The following is a 19957-nucleotide window of genomic DNA, read 5'->3' as shown; positions in this document are numbered from 1 at the left end:
TTTTAACATAACTACTCAGCTATACCTTTTAGAAATTTAGAAAAGGGGATGATTCTAGTGAAGGTGTGTCTCTCGATTACTTATAAATTCATTTTTTTGCATATAGACTGCTGTCATGCAAACAGGGCAGGAGCCTGCACAGTTTGGCTACTTTTGTTTTCAAACCTTGCACGTGGCAGGAAAAGGACCTGACCGCTCTTATGCATCGCCAGTCCCTCTATCCCATTTAAAAAAATGCTTTTCTGTCGGTTTTTCATAAAGTAACTGCATAGTTATATTTTAACACCAAAAAAGAAATGCCCTTTGGGGGCATTTCTTTATCTTAATAACTCATTCGATTCTTTATCATACACTTTATCAAATGTTGTCATCACACGTTGCGATGATTGAACCATTCTTTGGTTCGTCATCACATCTACCAATTCTTTCGCCATATCAACGTTAGAGTTTTCTAACATGTAATTGCGAACAACTGACGTTCCATTTGGTAAATCAGCAATGTTCGTTCCATCTATTGTAAGGCCTTTATCTTCATGCTTTACAAGACGTGCTTTCAAGTTAGCATCAACTGACTTTGTTTGTAAACGTCCAATAGCTTGGCCCGTTTCTTCATTATAAAGAGTTCCATCTTGCTTCACAGAGAGTTTCGCACCTTCTGGAATACGAATATGATTATTATTACTATCCAGTACATATGCACCAGATGTTGTTTGTAAGTAGCGATCTGCATTTACATTAAAATGACCATCTTTTGTCATATACGTTTGATTATTTTTTGAAACGACAAAGAAGGAAGCCGCACCCGTATTTCCATCTTCTAAAGCAAAATCAGTAGCACTATTTGTAATTTGTACTGGACCTTGAGCCAAATTTACATGTGTGGCAGCTGGTACAACTGCATAATCAACTGTTCCAATTGCAGTTTCACTTCTATTTACTTGACGGTACGTTTCATGTGTATCAAAAACTCTTGATGTCATTTGATCTGCTTTAAATCCTACTGTTTGGGCATTAGCGATGTTATTTGCATGCACATTTATGTGCTGTATATAGTTCATCATTCCCATAGAACCAACATATAAACCATTCATACTGTAATGAATAAGGCAAAAACCTTATTCTTCACCTCACTCTCTATTATGATATATATAACATTTGTTTTGCTAAATGTTCAGCTGTTGCGATATGCAAGTTTTGGGTAACATTTTGTCCATCTGTTGTAAGGACAATTGGTGCAGATGAAACAGCTGGAATCTTTAGTAGCTCACCGCTACTTGCTGTTTCATCAAACTTCGTAAAGATAAATCCATCGATACGCACATCTTTGAAGTTTGTAATAATCTCGACCATATCTTTACTTTTCATTGAAGCTGATAACGTTAAGCAAATATAATCTGGTTGAACTTGTTCCATGATTTCAACCATACTTTGTACAGATTCTAACGTACGATAATTTCTACCAGCTGTATCGATTAAAATATAGTCGACTGGTGCTTCCTCTTTAAAATAGGAAAGTGCTTGCGATATTCCTGCTGTATCACGCACTGCCAAAACTTCTGCTCCAATTTTTTTTACATTCTCTTGCAGTTGCTGAACCGTTCCAACCCGTGAATGATCTGTTGTAATAAATCCAACCGTTTTATTTTGCTCATATAACTGCCAAGCAATCTTTGCAAGTGTTGTCGTCTTTCCAACACCTGTCGGTCCGATTAACGCAATCGTTTGTACTTCCTTCTCAAACACATTTTCTGTATGAAAATATTCACTCATATCTTCAAAAATAAATTGCAAAACTTCTTCTTCTGTAATCAACGAAGTGTGTTCAAACTTTGCTCGCAGTTTCTTTTCATATACTGCTAAGAAATGTTCTTCCACTTCATTTTGCTCAAGTGTACGTAGTACTTTTTTTATAATAAACGGCACCGATGTACCTTGCTCAGTTTCTTGTACTGCCCGATTTGCAACATGAGTGGTTACTTCTACTTTTTCTGCTTGTTTTTCTACAGTTTTCATTACAACAAGTCCTTTATCAAACACTTGTAGTAATTTTTGCTTCTTCTCCACCCACTCTTCACTTTGAGCAAATGGCTTTGGCTTATACGGAATATTATGCGTTACATTCTCAAGGTCATGTAAAATCGATTGTATCTTCTGCTTCTGAATCGTCTCTTGTGATTGTTCTTCTTTTACTTCTGTAGCAACTTGTTCTTGTTTTCCTTCATTTTTCTCAGGAAATTTCACAATCATTTCATATTGCTTTTTCCAAAAGAACGGCATCTTTCGCTTTGCTGTTTCAGCCACAACATAGTAATAGTCATTGCCGTGTTCTTCAAAAAGTTTATGATACAATTCGTTTTTAGAATACGCTTGAATTCGCTTCATGCTCTCATTCTTTGCTGCACTTTCCATATTCTCTCACCTCTGCCTTACTCAATATATGCAATTTGGTCTACCGCAATTTCAGGTGCCAATTCACTTATGCATAGTACCTTCGCTTCTATTTGATAACGGTCAAGTAACCTTACGATACCGAAGCGGAAATCTTTACGACGGGTTAATAAAACTGGATCTCGTCCCATTAAACGAGACTGTTTAAAAATGTTTTGAATTTGATCAATAACACGTGTTTCTTGCTCTAAATCCCAGTTTAATAGATATCCTTGATACGAGTTATTTACGACGTCAGCATCAAGTTCAATTGCATCTGAGAACAACGCTGCATAAATTTTCCCATCAGAGTTTTTCGCATGTTCACAAATTACTTTTGAAATACATTCCCGTACAAAAGCAGTAACACCGTCTGCTTGATTTTGATAAATCTCTTTTCCGTCAATAATACCTTCCATAATAGTTGGTAAATCTCGAATGGAAATACCTTCTTTTAACAGTTGCTTCACGACATTTTGAATAAGAGATAAATCGATTTCCTTCTTCTTAATTTCTTCCAATAATACGCCATGATCGTTTTCTAAAGATTGGATTAAATCTTTTACATGCTGACGTTGCAGCAGCTCATGCACATTACGACGAATCACTACATCTAAATGGGTAATTAAAATACTTAGCGGTTCTAATACTTGATAGCCTTTCATTTGTGCATCTTGTACAACATGCTCTAAAATCCAGTAACCATCTTCTCCAAAGATTGGATCTTTTGCTGGTTCAGCATCTAAATCAGCCATAACATTTGGTGTTTTCAGCGCTAATAAATAACCTGATTTTAAAACACCTTCTGCTACCTTCGCTCCTTTAATACGAATCACATACCGCCCGCGTGGTCTGAAACTCGTATTATCTTTGAAGTTAATTCCAGGGACATTAATACCTAAATCTGTAATAATTGATTTTCGCATTAATACAACTTTATCTCGCGCTGTTTCCCCGTTAATTTTTTGTTTCACAAGTGCTGCTAAATCAAGACCAAGTTCAACAATAATTGGATATTTATCCGTAAAGACACCAAATGAATCTTCTACTTTCTTCATTTGATCTTCATCACTTTGAATCATCTCTAATTCTTTTTGCATCTCTTCTTCTTTTTCTTTCTTCAAACGCTGCTTATTGGTGTATCCTAAGAAAATAATTCCTCCGCCCACAATTAAGAACGGGATAAGTGGTAGCGGTGAAAATACACCCATTGCAATAAATAAGCCTCCAAGCGCATATACAACAACGTCATGGGCCATTAATTCTTTATAAATGCCTTCGTTCACTGTATCGTCTGAACCATCAAATACACGTGTAACAATAATCCCTGTCGAAATAGCTAGTAATAGCGAACCAATTTGGTTCACGATTCCATCGCCAATTGTTAATTTTGTAAAATGATAGGCAGCTTCTTGGAATCCCATTCCTTGCTGCATCATCCCAACAATTAAACCAAAAATAATATTTACGAATAAGATAACGATACTAAATATAACGTCGCCTTTTACAAATTTCCCGGCACCGTCCATTGCACCGTAAAACTCTGTTTCCATATTTAATTTCTTACGCTTGTCTTTTGCTTCTGTGTCTGTAATAATGCGCTGATTTAAATCCGCATCAATTGACATCTGTTTCCCTGGCAAAGAATCAAGTGTAAAACGTGCCGCAACTTCTGCTGTACGAGAAGAACCGTTTGCAACAATAAACTGGAAGATAATCAGTACGATAAAAATAACAATACCAATTAATAAGTTTCCACCAATAACAAACTGACCGAATTCTTCAATAACATGACCAGCATTCCCATTCGTTAAAATGGCCCGCGTCGTCGAAACGTTAATCGAAACACGGAAAATCCCAATTAACAACAATAACGTTGGGAATGACTTTAACTCATCCCACTCTTTAATACTTGTTGCTCGCATATATACGAGCACTGCCATCCCAAGTAAAAAGACGATAATGACATCAAGTATAAATGGCGGCAATGGAATTAAAAGTGCTACAATAAACGACACTGCTAAAAAGATAGAAAAATAAGTTTTAGCTGAATCTATCTTAAACAAACAAAATCTCCTCCAAACGCGCCCTATACTTCAATTTGTTTCGTTTGAATTAAATAGCGCATAACTTCAATAACAGCAACATATAAATCTTCCGGAATCGTTTCATTTTCCTCAACTTGATAATATAACGAACGTGCTAGTGGACGATTTTCCACCATTGGTATATCTTGTTCACGCGCTAACGTTCGCATAAATAATGCCAGCTCATCTTCACCTTTTGCTACAACAATTGGCGCTGCATCAACTAGCTTATTGTAACGAAGAGCAACAGAAATGTGAGTTGGGTTATTCACAATAAAGGTTGCACCGTCCATCTTTTTTGCAATTGCTCCCTGCAAAATCGCATGCATAAAGCTTTTCCGCTTCCCTTTTACTTCTGGATCTCCCTCGTTATCTTTATGCTCTTTTTTCACTTCTTCTTTTTTCATTTTTAAATCTTGTGCATGCTCCCACTTCTGATAAATGAAATCAATAATAGAAACAACAACAAGAATAATCAAAATGGCTAAAAATACGTATTTAATTTGCTTCATAATTTCAACAAGTGACGCACTCCAATTAAACCCAATCATGCTCACAAGTTTTTCTAAATTCCGCTTAACTATGACATATGCCACATAGCCAAGAAGAATCATATAAAATAAAGACTTTAAAATATCAACAATACTTCTTCTACTAAACAATCTCGTAAAATAGCTTTTCGGATTAATACGAGATGCTTTCGGTTTAATAATTTTTGCTGAAAATAAAAAACGTACTTGTATCATATAATTCATCATATGAAACGCGTAAACGAGCACAAGAATAGGTATTGATATTTTTAATAGAAGCATACCCATTAAATAAAAGTACTCGGTTGTATCAGCTTTTTTTCCAATTTGATCAAATAGCACTGCAACAGAATTGGCAATATCATACCCCAAACGATTACCGAAAAAATAAATAACTGTTGCTAAAACAAGCACAGAAAACAAGTTATTTAAATCTTTACTCTTGGCAATGTTCCCTTCTTCGCGTGCTTTTTTAATCTTCTGCGGGGTGGCTTTTTCTGTTTTATTATCTTTTGCCATAACCGTCCCTCTATTTCGTTAACAAAAAGTCAAATAGTTTCGTATATTTATCAAGTAATTCGTTTGTCAAATTTTTAAATACATATCCAAACATCGGTACACTCATTGCAATAAATAAAATGCCGCACGTAATTTTTAAAACGTATGCATTCGCAAAAATATTAAGCTGCGGTGCATTTTTTGCAATTAAAATTAATACGAAGTTTATAATGAATAAACAGCCCATAAGCGGAAGGGCAATTTCTACTGCAGACGTAATTGCAAATAATAACGTTGCTAATAAACTATCTAAAAAACTCTTGGTTAATAGTTGTGAAATTGCTTCTGTATATTGAAACGACTTCAAAATTGTCGCAATAAAATAATCCATTCCGCCAAGCGCAATAAAAATAATTGTAAAAAACACATCAAACATTGTCGAAATCAATGTGGACTGCGAGCCAGCATTCACATCAAACAAACTCGCTTGTGATAAACCAATATCGAAATCTAAAATATGTCCCGCCATTTTGGGAATGTTCCATAAAAACTCGACAATTTTTGAAAGTGTTAATCCAATTACAATTTGTGTACCCGCATAACCGACAATATCCCAAATCGTCTCAATATGAGAAATATCCACTTTATCAGCGACTGTAACCGATAATCCGAGTCCAAATGTAATTTTCACCATCGCTGGCATGGATCGCCCTGAAAAAAAGGGCAAGAAATACAAAAATGACGTAATACGGCAAAATGCAAAAAACGTTGCAACCCATAAGTCCATATTCATTTTCCGTCACCTTTTTTCAGTACGAACGCAGCAACGTCGGAATTTTGTCAAATAAATCTAAAACTAATGTTGTAATTTCTTGAAACATCCACGGACCAAGTATGATGAGAACAAGAACAATACTTGCCATCTTAGGTAAAAACGTAAGCGTCTGTTCTTGTATTTGCATCATTGCCATTAATACCGCAAGAATGATAACAACAATCATACTTACTCCCGCAACCGGAAGTAAAATTTCAAAACCTTTATAGAAAAAAGTTTGAAATATTTCTGTTATCGGTGATATATTCATGCAAATATGACTCCTATCACGTATTGTACAAATAAATTTCTTCCTTTAATCGGCTCTTAAGCAACCGTTTTAAACATAATATCGACGATTTTCGTATATCCACCTAAATATACAAAAACGAGTATTTTAAATGGTAAACTTAAAATCATCGGTGGCACCATCATCATTCCAAGATACATTAGTAATGTACTAACGATTAAATCAATAAAAACAAACGCTAAATAAATAAACATCCCTGTTAATAAGCCTTTTTGAATTTGAGTCAATGTAAAAGACGGAACGAGAGTAAATAATGAAATATCTTTCACATCTTTTGGCAACTCTTCATTTCGAACTTTTAACATCATTTTCAAATCATGTTTATACGTATGCTTTGCCATGTAATCTTTCATAATCGGTTCTGTCTTCGCGGCTGCCTGACTCACTGTAATCTTATCCTTCGTCATCGGATCCCAGACATCGCTTTTTAAATGCCCCAAAACAGGCTGCATCGTAAATAACGATAAAAACAAAGCTAAGCCAACAAGTACTTGGTTAGGTGGTAAGTTCATAACCCCCAGTCCTTGACGTGTAATTCCAAGAACAATCATAAAATAAGTAAAGTGTGTAAACAAAAGCACAATAGACGAAGATAACGATAATAGCGTTACAAGTAGGAAAAGTTGAACACTCGAGTTATTCGTAAACTCTTTTCCATTTTCAAAATGGATAAACCCATTTGGTTCTGCGTACGCTGTATTTGCAAAAATAATGCAAAAAACAATAGAAAATGCAAAAATAACACTAATAGAAGATATAATTTTTTTAATTTTCATGATGCATCCTCTACTTTTTCCTGCTGAATTTTTTCCTCTTTTATCACTTCTTCTAATACTTTATGAAACTGATTGCCTGACAACTGGATGGAATGACTGCCGTTATTACCTATAACAGTAAACACTTGCTTACCATCTACTTCAAATAAGAATGCACTCGTTTGATGGTTGACATACAAGCCATCTTTCACTTGAATCAAACCATTTTCCCCTTGCTTATAAAACTGATGTTTTCTCGTCTTTTTCATCATATAAAAAGCACCATATCCGAGAGCACCAAATAATAATACAACTTGCACTAAGGTTGTCATATAACTCATATGACACCTCCTCTATTCATTCTCATTCGCCGCAGCTAATATCGCCTTTTTCTTATCGGCCTGAATTTCAGAAATGATAATTCCAAAATTCCCGTCCATCACAATTGCTTCACCAATTCCCACTTTTTCATCACTTAAATATACATCGACTTTATGCCCTAAGTTTTTTTCTACCTCTAAAATATCACCAACCTTCAGTTTTTTCACATCAGCTAGTGTTACACTTTTCCTGCCAAGTCGCACACCAAGTTCAATAGAGATATCTGAAACTGTTTCAATATGAGCTTTTGATTGCTCATTATACTCTTTTACAACTTCATCTAAATCTACTAACATAACAGAAGATACTTCATGCTTCATATCCTACTCTCCCTCTCTTACTCTACAAAGCTTTTAAATAAAAATGCTTTACGCTGTCCATCTTTTCCGATAAAACAATTAAATTTATGTTTCCCATCAACATACCCACGTAATTGATCTGTTACTTTTGTATGTAATGGGATAATATCGCCTTCCTCAAACTGCTCTAGGTTGCCGATTGTAATCTTCTCTTCACCAATCGCAATATGTATCGGTTTACGAACTTTTTGTACTTCTGTTTCCACTTCTGTAGAATATGTTTTTCGTTTATCAGAAGAATGTTCAACAATATTCTCTGACGTTAACTTATCCATAATCTCTTCAACAGATAAAAACGGAATGCCTAGTCGCACTGTTGTATTCCAATAATCCGTTTTCATATCCACATTTAACAACGAAATAATGTCACTTGCCGTTGTAATTTTAAGAACATTTGGATCTGTTTCTGTTGCCACCAGGTGCGGTTGGATCTCAATTATGCTTTCAAACGATCGTTTTAAATTATCGCAAAGAATAGAAAATACATTATCTAATGTTATAAATTCAAACGATGTTAACGGTCTACGAAGTGTAAAATCACGCTTCGGTTCTCCGCCAAGCCAGCATTCATGGATATAAATGATGAATGCTAAGTCCATTTCAATAACAATCTCACCAAGGTTTGGTAAACCTAGATCAACAACACAATATAAATAATAGTCTTTCGGCATTTTTTCTACATACTCACTCGTAAATGGAACTTGCTCCACTGTCGACGGATCAAGCTCCATTGGAATACGTATTCGAGCTGCAAGCGCTTGAGCCGTCTGTTTCCCAAAGTTCGTCGCGATCGTTTGTAAACTTCGTAAGTGCTCCACACCAAATTTCTCTGGTCTATTAAAATCATATTCTTGAAACTTGCCTTGTTTCTCTGCTTCCTGCGCAAAATCTGGCATTTCTGCCCCTTCATCCATCGCCTTTAACAGCGCGTCAATTTGCTCTTGACTTAATTTATCACCGCTCATGAAAATCCCCTTTCTTATTTCTTCAACTCGACAACTTCAACGTACATTTTACCGCTTTTCGTCAAAATTTTGCCGGTTCCAATTTCTTCATTTTCTAACATAATACGCACTGTATTTTTCTTGGAATGTTCAAGGCGATACAATGTTCCTTTTGTAATGTGAAGCAGATCATCAATCTTCTTTTTCGTCTTTCCAATTTCAAAATGAATTGTTAGTGGAATATCATCATGTAATTTCATCTCTAGCAACTCCCATATCGTGTTTACAAAATTTCTATTTTATATAAGAAACTTTATTTGGAAACATCAACGTTTAATATTTTTTTAATATATTTTTCTGTTTCTTGAAACGGTGGTACACCCCCATACTTTTTCACATTTCCTGGCCCTGCATTATAAGCTGCAAGTGCCAATACGAGATCCCCATTATATTTTTTTAAATATCCCGTTAATTCCTTCACACCACCTTCGATGCTTTCAGCAGGTGAAAATGGATTTTTCACGCCTTGTTCCTTCACATTATCTGGCATAAGCTGCATTAACCCCATTGCGCCTGCTGAAGAGACTGTATTTGGATTATAATCCGATTCTACTTCGATTATTTTTTGAATTAACGTTTTTGGAATACCATATGTATTACTTACGTTTTGAATAATATCCGCATACTTCCCTTCATTTTTAAATCGTACATTTTGAATATTATACTTTTTCGTTAATCCCCACGTATCCATATCCGTGCTTGTTACATCAGAAAAGCGACGTGTAAACTCCTGCTGAGCAACCTGCAAAGGTTCCGCATTTTTCACGTCCATCTCAGTTACTACATTTTGATTCTCTCTTACTTGAGAAAGTTTCTTATCCATTTTCACTTCCTTTGCAGTTTCATTTTGAAGTGCCACTCCAAATGAACTACTCATAAAAGCTTTTGGACTACTTAGCTTTTTCTCTATCTGCCCTTTTCTATAAGAAAGAACTTCTTTTACTACATTTCCAATTATCATAATATCACCTTTTAATTAAATAGAGATAACTTAATATTAGAGTTTTTTATAAAACTTTGCAATAATCTTAAAAAAAAATACGGATAATTAATAAGATTAATTTAAATTTCCCACTAAAAATAAGTAATAACGGATATTTTTTACATTTTATATAGATATAAATTGAAAACACTGCTTAAAAAACTAACATAAAAACCCTTTTCTTTTTATGTGGGCGAGAGCGTCTGGCCATGCGTAGAAGCGGTCAGGGCCTTTTTCTGCCACATGCAATGTTTTGTTTAACCAAAAAAAAAAAACGAATGCAGATCATATTGCATTGTGCATAGTAACGACTGGTATGTAAAAAACTTTAAACAACTGTATATTATGTAGTATGTCAATTTAATAAGAGCATATATAGAAGCAAAAAACAAATCGCAGCTATTTTTTTATTACTTAAACATTTTTTCGGAGCACTTAAATGAAGTAACGACATCACATGTTTTTAAAAATTAGGTCTAAAGATTTTGTAATCGTAAAAAGATAACGGTTATGGTTTATTCTACATAGTACTGAAAAATTAAAGTGGGTTTATGCAGCTTTTTTCTCCTATATTAACTTAGGGAATTCACTTTTTTTAAAATCTTTTTATGTAACTACTCAGTCACTCTATGAAAAACCGATAGAAAAGCATTTTTTTAAGTGGCCCTGAGGGACTGGCTATGTATAGTAGTAGTCAGGGCCTTTTCCTGCCACATGTAATGTTTTAAAACAAAGAGCGCAAGTGAGTACAGGTCGTGTTGCAGTCTGCATAACAGCAACTTATATGTAGGAAAATTAAAATTGATATTTATATCCCAGATTATTCACCGTCCAACACAAAATCCCACGAAAAAGCTGACTTGTCAGCCTTTCCGTGGGATTCTCTCTTCATTTAAAAGATGAAAAAAGAATCCATTTCTGTTAAGGTTATAACGACCAAGAAACAACCAAAAGAGAAAGGATTCTTCTAATGGCTACTTTAACTCAAAATACTCTACATTTCAACCGTTCAATTAAATTATCTAATGATGGAGGCGTGCTTTCTTCTGACACTGGAGAATTAATTTTTCGTGAGTTTGATGAAAAAATCAGCTTCTCTCAAACAATCTCAAAACATCTCCAATTAAAAGATGAACGCACGTATTGCATTCATAAGAATGAACAGTTACTTTGTCAAAAAATCTATCAGCTGATCGCTGGCTATCATGAGGATGATGCAGCGGATCGTTTAACACATGATCCAATTTTTACACAAGTTCTTGGTAAATCTTCACTTGCTTCTCAACCGTCGTTATCACAATTTTTTAAACGCTTTGACACGCAAGCACTCAGCCAACTTCAAGCGGCGAATCAGGCGTTACTTGATCGAGTTTATCATGCTAGGCAATCAAAGGCACTCATTTTCGACTTGATTCCACACATGCCGATACATATGGAAAGCAAGAAAATTCATCCTACAATGCACATTATCGTACAATGGGCTTTCATCCACTAGTCGCATTTGATGGGCTAACAGGTGATTTCTTGAAAGCTCAATTGCGCCCGGGAAACGTTTATACTTCCAACGGTGTCGTAGATTTTATGCGCCCACTCATCGAACACTATAACGAAGTTTTCCCTGAAAAGTCTTATCTTGTCCGTGGCGATAGTGGCTTCGCGGTGCCTGATCTATATAAATTGTGCGAAAAGGAATCGGTCTACTATATCATTCGTTTAAAAGCAAACGCCAAGTTAAAGGCACTTGCGGAAGAACTACACCCAACACATGAAATTCGTGATGTGTCCGTGACAGAAAACTATGTGGAAGAGTCGATTTATCAAGCGTCCTCTTGGTCGATTCCTCGTCGCATTGTGATTCAATCCACGCGCCTAGCAGGTGAACTGTTCTTTTCGCATGCTTTTTTTGTGACGAATCTCAGTGAAAGCTTCTCACCACAAGCCATTGTGCAATCCTACAAACAGCGCGGAACAATGGAGAATTTTATCAAAGAAGCAAAAGATGGCTTTGGCTTTGATCAGATGAAAAGTCATGATTTTCTCGTCAATGAAGCACGCATGATGTTGAGTCTGCTTGCCTATAATTTTACAAACTGGCTACGCACACTGAGTTTCCCGAACAAGTATAAAGGCATTCAAATCCAAACCATTCGAACACGACTGATTAAAGTGGCAAGCAAGTTGGTGAAATCTGGGCGCTCATTGTATTTCAAGCTGTCCTCGAGTTTTGTCTATGAACGCTTCTTTTGGGACGTGCTGACCCGGGTGCAGCAGCTAACATTCAATTAAATAGCCCTAAAAAAAAACGAATCCGCACCAAGGGAGGAGTCTGTCTAAAAATCGGTTTTCTTCCTAGACTCGTTTCAAATCTTCTTTCATTCGCCTATTTTCTTGGTACAAATTTGCCTTAGCACTATAAATCTCATGAAATCCCTAACTTTTTAGATTGCGGTGAATAATTCAGGTATATATATATTTGAAACAAAAATCACACGTGCCTCTCATGGAATTAATTTAACTTCTACCTATTAATAGTAGTTCCCCTATAATAATTCATCGAAAACATAAAAGATTACCCTTATCTATAATCAGATCGCTTGAAACAACAGTAAAATGTAGTCGATGAATAAAATGAAAAATCTCATACCATTTCCTTTTCCTTCATATATATAAATTGAAAAAACGGCAAAAAGCCTCTCTTTTTTGGATGGGCAAGAGTATCTAGCCATGCATGGAATCGATCAGGACCTATTTCTCCCACGTGCCAAGTTTAAAAAAGGAAAAAGCAAGTGCGGATGATGCTGTATTCTGCATAGCACTGATATGTTGAATAATCAAAATGAATGTACATAGATTTTTTCTCTATATTAATTTAAGAAATTCATCTTTTTTTAAGTTTTTTTATTAAATTTATCAATTCTACCACTTACATTACATAAAAATATGTGAAGTTATTTATTCTCTTTGTTCTCAAAACCCTTGATATATAAGGGTTAAACCGAGTTCTATTACTATGATTTTTATATTTAGTATTTTTATATTCATTTATTCCGATAAAGTGTTGACATATTATAAAATACAGATTACAATAAGGTTGTGGTTGATTGATCCGCATATCTTAATAAAAAGATTCAAGGAGATATCAATTAACAAAAACAAAAAAATTTGGGGGTTTTAATTATGAGAATTAACACTAACATCAACAGCATGCGTACTCAAGAGTACATGCGCCAAAGCCAAGACAAAATGAACACTTCTATGAACCGTTTATCAAGTGGTAAACGCATCAACACTGCAGCTGACGATGCAGCTGGTTTAGCAATCGCTACTCGTATGCGTGCTCGTGAGAGTGGTTTAGGAAAAGCTACTCAAAATACACAAGACGGTATTTCTATGATCCGTACTGCAGAATCTGCTTTAAGCTCTGTATCTAACATCTTAACTCGTATGCGTGATCTTGCTGTTCAATCTGCAAACGGTACGAACAACACTGGTAACCAAGCAGATTTAAACAAAGAATTCACAGCTTTAAAAGACCAAATCGATTACATTTCTGCTAATACAGAGTTTAACGACAAACATTTATTAGATGCTGACCAAACTGTTAACATCGAAACACTTGACGGTTCTACTGCTGGTCAACAAATTAAAGTAGTTTTATCTAAAATCGATACAACTTCAATCACTGTTAATGCATCTAAAATCGATACTGAAGCTGACGCTTTAGCATCTGTTAAGAGCATTGATGACGCTCTTGCATTTGTTGCTGGAAAACGCGCTGACCTTGGTGCTACACAAAACCGTTTAGGCTTCAACGTAGAAAACTTAAACAACCAAGCTATCAACATGGCAGCTTCTGCTTCTCAAATCGAAGACGCTGATATGGCAAAAGAAATGTCTGAAATGACAAAATTCAAAATCTTAAACGAAGCTGGTATCAGCATGCTTTCTCAAGCAAACCAAACTCCACAAATGATCAGCAAATTATTACAATAATTCATTTGTGTAATATAAAAAAACACATCTCTTTATGGGATGTGTTTTTTTATATTCTGTATTTGTCACATTCATTACTATAACCACTCTTCTTTCCTCTTTTCTCTTATTTAATTTTCAATATCATTCCTTCTATAAATATAAAATACTAACAAAATTACCAATATATTTATATCTACAAATACAACTCAAAATGAAGATATTTAGGAGCGAGTACAACATGAAAGGTATTATTCTTGCAGGCGATAGTCGTAGAAACCTTTATCCACTATCAAAAATGATTTCAAAACAATTATTACTTATATACGAAAAACCGATGATTTATTATCCTTTATCCGTCTTAATTGCTAGCCGGAATTACAGATATTTTAATTATTTCGACGCCATAAGATATTCAGCGATTCAAAAAAAATTTCGATGATGAGGAAAATTTGGGGATTTATTTATCATATGCCGTGCAGTAGTCTCCGAAGGATTAGTACAAGCGTTTCTAATCGGAGAAGGTTTCATTGGTAATGATAATGTTGCACTTATTTTAGAAGCCAATATTTTTACAGTCAGGACTTAACTCCCCTCCTCCAGCAAGTTGCTTTACGGAAAAAAGGTTCAACTTATTAAATTGTCCAATTTAGATGCCCCTACCTATGCGGATAATTTAAAAAATCCCAATAATTTTAAGAACATCTCAAATTACAAATTTATTAAAAGTGATATTGATAATATGATTAATTTTATAGCAGAATCACATGTAGATCGGAATAACTTTAGTATAATATTTAACTATTGCATTATATTCTCTTAATCACAACAATAAACTCTGTTTTCAACGAACAAAGTTTATTGTTGTTTAAAAATGATCCACCTATTTAAGTTTTAACCAGTTACTATCCGGAAATTCACAAAGTCCTTTCGTCACAATTGCTCCTCGATTACTTTGTGTTGTTTCAATAGCATACTTATAAAAACGAAAATCTTTTTTAAACTTATCTATTGCTTCTATCGCCAATAGATGTGCTTCTTCAAATGCGTGTTGAGAAATAAACCATTCAATCATGTTCACATAACCTTGTTTCGTGATTTGATTTCGATCTAACCGTTCATAAAAATCTATCGCAATATCCTCATAACCATTCTCATAAAATAAATCTGCAATTTTCGCATCAATATCTTTATGAACTCTTTCCTTTAATGAAATAAGGTTTTCAACAAAATCTACTTGCTTATAACAAAGTGCTCTTCTTAAAATTGCTAAATATTCCTCTTGCTTCATCTTTTTAGAACGTTTCAATTCTTCGAATAAACATGTAAATATATACTTGAATTTCGAACTTTTAATCTTTTCTGCTATAAATTCATCTTTTGTAATGTGATATAAAACACATAAATCAGCGAGGTCAAATATTCCTTCTTGAATCCCTAATAATACATCATGTTTCTCAATAATTAATGTTTCATCTTCGTTCGGTGAACTAGCAATCATACTTCCTTTTAAATTAATTACATTTATTAGTCTTTTATTTCCCGCTTCTAAATCATTTGCTAACTCTACAACCAAATCAGCATTTCCTTCATTTAGAAGATATTTGATGACATCTAAACGAATTGTATCTGTTTTAACAATGTTTTGGTTTAATAAAAACCCATAAACTTCTTTTGCTGTATGATATTCACTTAAAACTCGCACTATACTATTAATAATAGGAAGTGATGACGCATTTTCATTTAAAGCTTTAATATAATGTTTCAATGCTTCTTCATCATTTTTTTCGATTTCATAAATTTGCCCCAGTCGTTCCTGAGGCAAGAAAGATTTACGATCAAAATGAAGAACTACTTCACTATATGCTTCCTGATTTGCTAAAATAGCTTGATAAACTTGTTTCGCATCATCGAAACGATTTTGTAAAAGATAAATATCTCCTTTTGAAAAGATAAAATCTGGAACTGATGGCCACATTATTTCAGCATCCTCAACAATCTTCAATGCATCTTCATATCGCTTTAATTCCATTAAACTTTCTATGATAAAAAATAGACATGTACGTACCCATCCTTCATCTATACTTTCTTTAAGTTTATATGCTTTTATAAAAGTATCTAGTGCCTCTTTTGTCTTTTTTAGGCTACGTAATTCTTGTCCATAATTAAAATATGAAAATCCTTTATTCTTTCCTGATTTTAAATCTTGTTTTATTATTTTTAAATTTCGATTCTTTTTGTCTTGTTTTTCAATTATATGTGCTAAATAACCATAATGGTACAATGTAAGTGAGGATAACCCGAATTTTTGTGTTCCAGACACAGCTACTAATTGTTCATGAATTGCCCCATTAAAACGAATTTCCCCGTTATTTTTGTATATTCGATTCATTTTATGTGCCGTTGTATTTTGTCCATCTTCTCCTAAAAAGCTAATAATTTCTACATTATAAGTATTATATTTCGCTCCATTTAACTTCATTTCTTTTATAGCTACTTCTATATTCCCTTTCTCCACACATTCATCTGCATCAACTGCTAAAATCCATTCACCACTTGCCTTAGAACCAGCAAAATTACGTGCTTCAGCAAAATCATTTGTCCATTCAAAATTGTATACTTTATCTGTAAACTCATTTGCAATTTTCTTTGTGTTATCTGTCGAGCCTGTATCAACAATGATAATCTCATCTACTCCATCTTGCAGAGATTCTAAACATCTTCGTAACATATCTTCTTCATTTTTTACAATTAAACATGCTGATAGAAAAGGTTTCATAATAATTTTTTTACTCCTTTATTTATAAAAATATATAATCCTATAATCATTATATTATCATTTTGTGTTTTTTTTAATATTTTTATGAAATGATTTTATATTTTTATTATTCCTTATTTTCCAGTGTAATAATATACATTTAAATTACATTTTTGTAGTTCCTCAACGTAACTTAGGATTGCCATTATGCAATTAGATAATTTTATATTTAGAGATATGAAAAAATAATTTTCTAAATAGATAAATCTTTATCAAATTCATCTTTGTAGAGCTCTATCTAAGATGGTCAAAAGTTTTATCCCGCGTTAAAAGGAGTTTCTCAATACGGTTTTATTCTTTATCCAACAGGGAAAGAAGGATTCTATCACTCGCAATTTATAGTAATAAACCATTTTTACAGTATAACGTAATATATAACCAATAAAATATAGTTAGTCTACATTCAAATGCGAATTAACACAAATATTCCCAGTATGAAAGCACTACATTCACTATATAAGAACGAACAGCATATGAACAAAGCAATGGAACGTTTATCAACAGGGACATGCATCAACAGTGCTGTTGATGCTGCCGCTGGGCTTACGATCGTAACGCGGATGCGTGCTAGAGAAATCGGAATGCGTTGCTATTCAAAATAATGGAGATACAATTTCAATGCTCCATACAGCTGAGTCTTCTTTGCAAACTATGATAAACATATTAATTCGAATGCGTGACCTTTCAGTCCAATCAGCAAATGGTACAAACTCCAGTGAGAATTAAGAAATGCTAGACCAAGAATTTCAACGGCTTGCAGAACAAATTGGCTATATGCAAGATACAGCTGAATTTAATGATAATCCATTGTTTGTGGGGAATAGAAGGCTTATTATTCCAATGGATGACCTTGGCGATACGATAGAATTTTCCTTTTCATCTATAAATGAGTTCCAATCTAATCAAAGTCCCCCCCGCTCCAACGAACAATATGAAAATTTCAACAACACAGGATGCAAATCAAGCCATTGCCAAAATAGACACGATCATGCAAAATATTTTATTGCACCGTACGGATATAGGTTCGATGATAAACCGCTTACAATTTAATATTGAAAATTTAAACAATCAAGCCACTAACATGGCAGACAGTGCTTCTCGTATTGAAGATACGTATATGGCAAAAGAGATGAGTGAATTTGTAAAGTATAAGCTACTTACAGAAATTTCATTAAGTATGGTTTCACAAGCTAATCAAATTCCACAAATGCTTATTAAGCTTCTAAATAAGTAAATCTATATAATATGTTGAAATAATTTTAAATAGTATAAGTCTATGTTATACATAAATAACATGATCTGCACTCACTTTCTCTAAACCTTGCATGTATTAGAAACGGCAGGTCCTAACTCCTTCGATGTATAGTCAAATGCTCTCCTCCTCAAAAAAAGAGAGGGTATTTTATTTTCCAATGTATATTTATATAGTAAAAAGAAGTCGTCCGTTTCCGGATGACTTCTCTTATTTCACCACTGACACAACCTGTCCACTTTGATCAATCATGACTTTTAATTGCCCTTCTGTTATACCACTATATAGTCCAAGTTTATACAAGTCTTGTTTGCACATATTTACGAAATACGGCAAGGTACGAATCTGTTCTACATCAGAACTTGTAATAAAGCGAATCATATTATTTGTCATTTCTCTCATATCTGCTACAAGTTCCTCTTTTTCTCTTCGTAAGCGCTCTGTCTCACTGTGTAACGCCGTAATCTCTTTTCTAAATCCAGCAATATCTTGTTCATCTTTAACATACTCTGCAGCCATGCTAGACAACTTATAAATTCCATCCATAAAACGATACAACCCAGTTGCATTTTGTTCATCTTTTCCATCTATCAATTGAAAATTATTAACAATTCCAGATAATACAGTAACAAGATTATTATCTATTTTGAGACTTTCTTCTTTTATTTTTACTTCTTTTTTATACTCTTCCTTCTTAAAAGGTAATTGTTTTATAAAAGTAGTTTTTCGTTTTCGACCTGGTTTTTGTTTTTTTATATTTTCTAGGCCAATTTCTTCTTTTCTTAATTTATAATACGTATTTTGCAATTGACTAGGTGTTTTAAGAAACAGTTGTAGCTTTTCCTTACTTATCCAATCAGAAATCTCCAAAATGTTCAGACCGTTCTGCTGACAAAATTGATAAACTTCTTGTAATAATGCTAGCTCAGACTTCAACCATGCTATATCTGACTGTTCGTATACTTCAAAACCACCAACTTTTTCTACATCCATTTGAAAAAGAAACATTTTATTATACAAATCCAATACTTCTTCAAATCTCACATGGAATTTTTTTGCTATTTTTCTGAATTCTTCTTCCATATTTTTAATTCTATCTTTCTTTTTCAGTAACTCTTGTAACTTCTTTAAAACGAAAACTGCGCTGTCTTGTGCCATCTCCTATCGCACTCCCCTTATTGCCTTAAATAGCTCCCTTATCACTTGTAAAAATAGTAAATTTTACATATTAATCATATAATATATGTAAATTATATGTCAATTAATTTACATAAAAAAATATATAAAAAGTATAAAAATATAATATAGATAAGTCCATTTTAATTTTTTCAGCCTATAAGTCGCTGCCATGCAGAAGAAAGCATAACCTGCCCACTCGCTTTCTCTCTATGTTTTAAACCATTGCCCGTGGCAGAAACAGGCCCTGACCGCTTCTACGCACGGCCAGTTGCTCTCGTCCCCCTAAAAAAAAGGGGCTTTTAAGTCTTTTTTCTATATGACGGTTTGTCAATCTAAGTGCGACAGCTCCTCCTGAAACGCTTCGTGGGCAGTTTTCCAACCTAAACATTTTCTTGGTCTTTGATTTATAAGAAGTAGTGCTCGATTTAATTGTTCTTGTGAAACAAGGCTCAAATCTGTTTTTTTCGGGTAAAACTCACGTAATAGACCATTTGCATTTTCGTTACTCCCACGTTGCCAGGAAGAATAAGGATCGGCAAAGAACACTGCGATTTCCAAATCTTTTTCTACACGTTGATAACACGAAAAT

Annotated in this window: 16 protein-coding genes and 3 pseudogenes; 4 read left to right on the top strand and 15 right to left on the bottom strand. The window is 34.1% G+C overall.

Annotated features, from left to right (window positions below):
* Window positions 1-317: 317 nt before the first annotated feature.
* Genes H280_RS0107710 through H280_RS0107655 form a run of 12 tightly spaced genes read right to left on the bottom strand, consistent with a single transcriptional unit; the run spans window position 318 to window position 10126 of the window.
* Window positions 318-1091, bottom strand: coding sequence for a flagellar hook-basal body complex protein (locus tag H280_RS0107710; protein ID WP_020060542.1), 774 nt, complete (start codon window positions 1089-1091; stop codon window positions 318-320).
* 46 nt (window positions 1092-1137) lie between these two features.
* Complete coding sequence (locus H280_RS0107705) at window positions 1138-2409, bottom strand: ATP-binding cassette domain-containing protein (protein WP_020060541.1); 1272 nt, start codon at window positions 2407-2409, stop codon at window positions 1138-1140.
* A gap of 17 nt (window positions 2410-2426) precedes the next feature.
* On the bottom strand, window positions 2427-4493 hold the full coding sequence (locus H280_RS0107700) for a flagellar biosynthesis protein FlhA (protein WP_020060540.1): 2067 nt from the start codon (window positions 4491-4493) through the stop codon (window positions 2427-2429).
* Between the two features lie 23 nt (window positions 4494-4516).
* A complete protein-coding gene (gene flhB / locus H280_RS0107695) occupies window positions 4517-5563 on the bottom strand; it encodes a flagellar type III secretion system protein FlhB (RefSeq protein WP_020060539.1) in 1047 nt (348 codons plus the stop codon).
* Between the two features lie 10 nt (window positions 5564-5573).
* Complete coding sequence (locus tag H280_RS0107690; protein WP_020060538.1) at window positions 5574-6335, bottom strand: flagellar biosynthetic protein FliR; 762 nt, start codon at window positions 6333-6335, stop codon at window positions 5574-5576.
* Window positions 6336-6351: 16 nt separating this feature from the next.
* A complete protein-coding gene (locus H280_RS0107685; RefSeq protein WP_020060537.1) occupies window positions 6352-6627 on the bottom strand; it encodes a flagellar biosynthetic protein FliQ in 276 nt (91 codons plus the stop codon).
* Window positions 6628-6683: 56 nt separating this feature from the next.
* The gene (locus H280_RS0107680) at window positions 6684-7442 is read right to left on the bottom strand and encodes a flagellar type III secretion system pore protein FliP (protein ID WP_020060536.1); all 759 of its coding nucleotides are present in this window, start codon (window positions 7440-7442) and stop codon (window positions 6684-6686) included.
* Window positions 7439-7762, bottom strand: coding sequence for a hypothetical protein (locus H280_RS0107675; RefSeq protein WP_020060535.1), 324 nt, complete (start codon window positions 7760-7762; stop codon window positions 7439-7441). Before H280_RS0107675 ends, H280_RS0107680 begins: the two co-directional genes overlap by 4 nt.
* A gap of 12 nt (window positions 7763-7774) precedes the next feature.
* Window positions 7775-8122: a FliM/FliN family flagellar motor switch protein gene (locus H280_RS0107670; RefSeq protein ID WP_020060534.1), complete on the bottom strand. Its 348-nt coding sequence runs from the start codon at window positions 8120-8122 to the stop codon at window positions 7775-7777.
* 17 nt (window positions 8123-8139) lie between these two features.
* Window positions 8140-9126 (bottom strand): flagellar motor switch protein FliM, encoded by a 987-nt coding sequence (gene fliM / locus H280_RS0107665; RefSeq protein WP_020060533.1) that lies wholly within the window; start codon window positions 9124-9126, stop codon window positions 8140-8142.
* A 14-nt stretch (window positions 9127-9140) separates the two neighbouring features.
* Entirely contained in the window at window positions 9141-9365 is a 225-nt protein-coding gene (locus H280_RS0107660) for a flagellar motor switch protein FliN (RefSeq protein ID WP_020060532.1), read from the bottom strand.
* 53 nt (window positions 9366-9418) lie between these two features.
* Window positions 9419-10126: a lytic transglycosylase domain-containing protein gene (locus tag H280_RS0107655; RefSeq protein WP_020060531.1), complete on the bottom strand. Its 708-nt coding sequence runs from the start codon at window positions 10124-10126 to the stop codon at window positions 9419-9421.
* Window positions 10127-11117: 991 nt separating this feature from the next.
* On the opposite strand from H280_RS0107655, the pseudogene H280_RS23255 reads away from it, so the two are divergent.
* The 3 genes and pseudogenes from H280_RS23255 to H280_RS23250 all read left to right on the top strand — a co-directional run.
* A pseudogene (locus tag H280_RS23255) lies at window positions 11118-12433 on the top strand (IS1380 family transposase).
* Between the two features lie 891 nt (window positions 12434-13324).
* Complete coding sequence (locus tag H280_RS0107645) at window positions 13325-14140, top strand: flagellin N-terminal helical domain-containing protein (RefSeq protein ID WP_020060530.1); 816 nt, start codon at window positions 13325-13327, stop codon at window positions 14138-14140.
* Between the two features lie 220 nt (window positions 14141-14360).
* Window positions 14361-14752, top strand: a pseudogene (locus tag H280_RS23250) (sugar phosphate nucleotidyltransferase); the annotation flags it as partial.
* A 250-nt stretch (window positions 14753-15002) separates the two neighbouring features.
* Here the strand turns inward: H280_RS23250 and H280_RS24875 are convergent.
* Complete coding sequence (locus tag H280_RS24875) at window positions 15003-16898, bottom strand: tetratricopeptide repeat-containing glycosyltransferase family 2 protein (protein ID WP_020060529.1); 1896 nt, start codon at window positions 16896-16898, stop codon at window positions 15003-15005.
* Window positions 16899-17344: 446 nt separating this feature from the next.
* Between H280_RS24875 and H280_RS23245 the strand changes: the two are divergent.
* A pseudogene (locus tag H280_RS23245) lies at window positions 17345-18171 on the top strand (flagellin N-terminal helical domain-containing protein).
* Window positions 18172-18399: 228 nt separating this feature from the next.
* Here the strand turns inward: H280_RS23245 and H280_RS0107625 are convergent.
* Window positions 18400-19347 carry a DNA-binding domain-containing protein gene (locus H280_RS0107625; protein ID WP_020060527.1) on the bottom strand — a complete coding sequence of 316 codons (948 nt, stop codon included), beginning with the start codon at window positions 19345-19347 and terminating at the stop codon, window positions 18400-18402.
* 348 nt (window positions 19348-19695) lie between these two features.
* On the bottom strand, window positions 19696-19957 hold a 262-nt coding region (locus H280_RS23240; protein ID WP_020060526.1), incomplete at its 5' end, for an IS30 family transposase.

The sequence above is a fragment of the Bacillus sp. 123MFChir2 genome (genome assembly GCF_000383235.1).
Taxonomy (GTDB): domain Bacteria; phylum Bacillota; class Bacilli; order Bacillales; family Bacillaceae_G; genus Bacillus_A.
The sequence above is the reverse complement of the archived record's forward strand: the minus strand, read 5'-3'. Positions and strand labels throughout refer to the sequence as shown.

What these genes read in the sequence shown, in the direction of transcription:
- H280_RS0107660 (WP_020060532.1), bottom strand. Translation starts at nt 9,365, where the DNA reads ATGAAATTACATGATGATATTCCACTAACAATTCATTTTGAAATTGGA.
- flhB (WP_020060539.1), bottom strand. Translation starts at nt 5,563, where the DNA reads ATGGCAAAAGATAATAAAACAGAAAAAGCCACCCCGCAGAAGATTAAA.
- H280_RS0107680 (WP_020060536.1), bottom strand. Translation starts at nt 7,442, where the DNA reads ATGAAAATTAAAAAAATTATATCTTCTATTAGTGTTATTTTTGCATTT.
- H280_RS0107645 (WP_020060530.1), top strand. Translation starts at nt 13,325, where the DNA reads ATGAGAATTAACACTAACATCAACAGCATGCGTACTCAAGAGTACATG.
- H280_RS0107710 (WP_020060542.1), bottom strand. Translation starts at nt 1,091, where the DNA reads ATGAATGGTTTATATGTTGGTTCTATGGGAATGATGAACTATATACAG.
- H280_RS0107625 (WP_020060527.1), bottom strand. Translation starts at nt 19,347, where the DNA reads ATGGCACAAGACAGCGCAGTTTTCGTTTTAAAGAAGTTACAAGAGTTA.
- fliM (WP_020060533.1), bottom strand. Translation starts at nt 9,126, where the DNA reads ATGAGCGGTGATAAATTAAGTCAAGAGCAAATTGACGCGCTGTTAAAG.
- H280_RS24875 (WP_020060529.1), bottom strand. Translation starts at nt 16,898, where the DNA reads ATGAAACCTTTTCTATCAGCATGTTTAATTGTAAAAAATGAAGAAGAT.
- H280_RS0107670 (WP_020060534.1), bottom strand. Translation starts at nt 8,122, where the DNA reads ATGAAGCATGAAGTATCTTCTGTTATGTTAGTAGATTTAGATGAAGTT.
- H280_RS0107690 (WP_020060538.1), bottom strand. Translation starts at nt 6,335, where the DNA reads ATGAATATGGACTTATGGGTTGCAACGTTTTTTGCATTTTGCCGTATT.
- H280_RS0107705 (WP_020060541.1), bottom strand. Translation starts at nt 2,409, where the DNA reads ATGGAAAGTGCAGCAAAGAATGAGAGCATGAAGCGAATTCAAGCGTAT.
- H280_RS0107675 (WP_020060535.1), bottom strand. Translation starts at nt 7,762, where the DNA reads ATGAGTTATATGACAACCTTAGTGCAAGTTGTATTATTATTTGGTGCT.
- H280_RS0107685 (WP_020060537.1), bottom strand. Translation starts at nt 6,627, where the DNA reads ATGAATATATCACCGATAACAGAAATATTTCAAACTTTTTTCTATAAA.
- H280_RS0107655 (WP_020060531.1), bottom strand. Translation starts at nt 10,126, where the DNA reads ATGATAATTGGAAATGTAGTAAAAGAAGTTCTTTCTTATAGAAAAGGG.